The following is a 3,345-nucleotide window of genomic DNA, read 5'->3' on the forward strand; positions in this document are numbered from 1 at the left end:
GATGAAGATAAGTACGGGTTGTGATTGCATTAATTTTGTTCCAAGTTCTCAAGACTGGGGTGAATAACCTCAGACTGCTTTGAAACTTATGAACGGCACAAACGCTAATACTCAGGTCCTATAGCCTACAGCGTTATAGGATCAAGCGACTAAGTGCATATGGTGGATGCCTTGGCGATCACAGGCGATGAAGGACGTAGTAGCCTGCGAAAAGCTACGGGGAGCTGGCAAACAAGCTTTGATCCGTAGATGTCCGAATGGGGAAACCCACCGCAGCAATGCGGTATCCCTGGCTGAATACATAGGCCAGTGGAAGCGAACCGGGTGAACTGAAACATCTCAGTAGCTCGAGGAAAAGAAATCAACCGAGATTCCGAAAGTAGTGGCGAGCGAAATCGGAAGAGCCTTTACGTTTTAGCACGCAAGATAGTCGAACGGAATGGAAAGTCCGGCCGTAGCAGGTGATAGCCCTGTAGGCGAAATCTTGTGTGTGGAACTAAGCGTAAGAAAAGTAGGGCGGGACACGTGAAATCCTGTTTGAAGATGGGGGGACCATCCTCCAAGGCTAAATACTCGTGATCGACCGATAGTGAACCAGTACCGTGAGGGAAAGGCGAAAAGAACCCCGGAAGGGGAGTGAAATAGATCCTGAAACCGTATGCATACAAACAGTAGGAGCCTCCTTGTGGGGTGACTGCGTACCTTTTGTATAATGGGTCAGCGACTTACATTCAGTGGCAAGGTTAACCGAATAGGGAAGCCGTAGCGAAAGCGAGTCCGAATAGGGCGATTCAGTCGCTGGGTGTAGACCCGAAACCAGATGATCTATCCATGGCCAGGTTGAAGGCACGGTAACACGTGCTGGAGGACCGAACCCACTAATGTTGAAAAATTAGGGGATGAGCTGTGGATAGGGGTGAAAGGCTAAACAAATCTGGAAATAGCTGGTTCTCTCCGAAAACTATTTAGGTAGTGCCTCAAGTATTACTGCGGGGGGTAGAGCACTGTTATAGCTAGGGGGTCATGGCGACTTACCAAACTATGGCAAACTCCGAATACCCGCAAGTACAGCTTGGGAGACAGAGCACCGGGTGCTAACGTCCGGACTCAAGAGGGAAACAACCCAGACCGCCAGCTAAGGTCCCAAATTATCGCTAAGTGGGAAACGAAGTGGGAAGGCATAGACAGTCAGGAGGTTGGCTTAGAAGCAGCCATCCTTTAAAGAAAGCGTAATAGCTCACTGATCGAGTCGTCCTGCGCGGAAGATGTAACGGGGCTAAGCGATAAACCGAAGCTGCGGGTGTGCACTTTGTGCACGCGGTAGGAGAGCGTTCTGTAAGCCTGCGAAGGTGGCTTGTAAAGGCTGCTGGAGGTATCAGAAGTGCGAATGCTGACATGAGTAGCGATAAAGGGGGTGAAAAGCCCCCTCGCCGTAAGTCCAAGGTTTCCTGCGCAACGTTCATCGGCGCAGGGTGAGTCGGCCCCTAAGGCGAGGCAGAGATGCGTAGCTGATGGGAAGCTGGTTAATATTCCAGCACCGTCGTACAGTGCGATGGGGGGACGGATCGCGGAAGATCATCAGGGTGTTGGATGTCCCTGTTGCTGTATCGAAGATGGCGCTTAGGCAAATCCGGGCGCGTAAATCAAGGGTGTGGCACGAGCGAGCATTGCTTGCGAAGTGATTGGAAGTGGTTCCAAGAAAAGCCTCTAAGCTTCAGCTGTACGAGACCGTACCGCAAACCGACACAGGTGGACGGGATGAATATTCCAAGGCGCTTGAGAGAACTCAGGAGAAGGAACTCGGCAAATTGATACCGTAACTTCGGGAGAAGGTATACCCCGGTAGTGTGAAGCGCCTGCGCGCTTAGCATGATGGGGTCGCAGAGAATCGGTGGCTGCGACTGTTTATTAAAAACACAGCACTCTGCAAAGACGAAAGTCGACGTATAGGGTGTGACGCCTGCCCGGTGCCGGAAGGTTAAGTGATGGGGTGCAAGCTCTTGATCGAAGCCCCGGTAAACGGCGGCCGTAACTATAACGGTCCTAAGGTAGCGAAATTCCTTGTCGGGTAAGTTCCGACCTGCACGAATGGCGTAACGATGGCCACACTGTCTCCTCCTGAGACTCAGCGAAGTTGAAGTGTTTGTGATGATGCAATCTACCCGCGGCTAGACGGAAAGACCCCATGAACCTTTACTGTAGCTTTGCATTGATCTGTGAACCGGCCTGTGTAGGATAGGTGGGAGGCTTTGAAGCGTGGTCGCTAGATCACGTGGAGCCATCCTTGAAATACCACCCTGGTTTGTTTGCGGTTCTAACCTTGGTCCGTTATCCGGATCGGGGACAGTGCATGGTGGGCAGTTTGACTGGGGCGGTCTCCTCCCAAAGTGTAACGGAGGAGTTCGAAGGTACGCTAGGTACGGTCGGAAATCGTGCTGATAGTGCAATGGCATAAGCGTGCTTGACTGTGAGACTGACAAGTCGAACAGGTGCGAAAGCAGGACATAGTGATCCGGTGGTTCTGAATGGAAGGGCCATCGCTCAACGGATAAAAGGTACTCTGGGGATAACAGGCTGATACCGCCCAAGAGTTCATATCGACGGCGGTGTTTGGCACCTCGATGTCGGCTCATCTCATCCTGGGGCTGTAGCCGGTCCCAAGGGTATGGCTGTTCGCCATTTAAAGAGGTACGTGAGCTGGGTTTAAAACGTCGTGAGACAGTTTGGTCCCTATCTGCCGTGGGCGTTGGATACTTGACGGAGCCTGCTCCTAGTACGAGAGGACCGGAGTGGACGTACCTCTGGTGTACCGGTTGTCATGCCAATGGCATTGCCGGGTAGCTAAGTACGGAAGAGATAACCGCTGAAGGCATCTAAGCGGGAAACTCGTCTGAAGATAAGGTATCCCGGGGACTTGATCCCCCTGAAGGGTCGTTCGAGACCAGGACGTTGATAGGTCGGGTGTGGAAGCGCAGTAATGCGTTAAGCTAACCGATACTAATTGCCCGTGAGGCTTGATCCTATAACACTGATGGTTATGACCTGGTGATGTAGCGTTCCAAGTGTCGTTCAATACAAAATCTGGCTGCACCGTCAGCAGCCAGCCAACACCAATTACACCCCACCGTGCGTGATCATCGAGTCTGACTCTGATCGCCACGCGTTGTGTTTCTTCCAAGATTGGAGCAGTTGCCTAACCGTAACCGCTCAACCAGTTACGCTTGACGACCATAGCGAGTTGGTCCCACTCCTTCCCATCCCGAACAGGACAGTGAAACGACTTTGCGCCGATGATAGTGGACGGACGTCTGTGAAAGTAGGTCATCGTCAAGCTTTTATTCCGCA

At 52.1% G+C, this 3,345-nt stretch carries 2 rRNA genes; both read left to right on the forward strand.

What is annotated here, in order from left to right:
• Positions 1–139 precede the first annotated feature (139 nt).
• Positions 140–3,022: ribosomal RNA gene (locus N5C88_RS31330) — 23S ribosomal RNA — on the forward strand.
• A gap of 198 nt (positions 3,023–3,220) precedes the next feature.
• A 5S ribosomal RNA gene (rrf, locus tag N5C88_RS31335) occupies positions 3,221–3,333 on the forward strand.
• The last annotated feature ends 12 nt before the right edge of the window (positions 3,334–3,345 follow it).

The organism is Achromobacter sp. GD03932 (assembly GCF_029839485.1).
GTDB lineage: Bacteria > Pseudomonadota > Gammaproteobacteria > Burkholderiales > Burkholderiaceae_B > Achromobacter > Achromobacter bronchisepticus_A.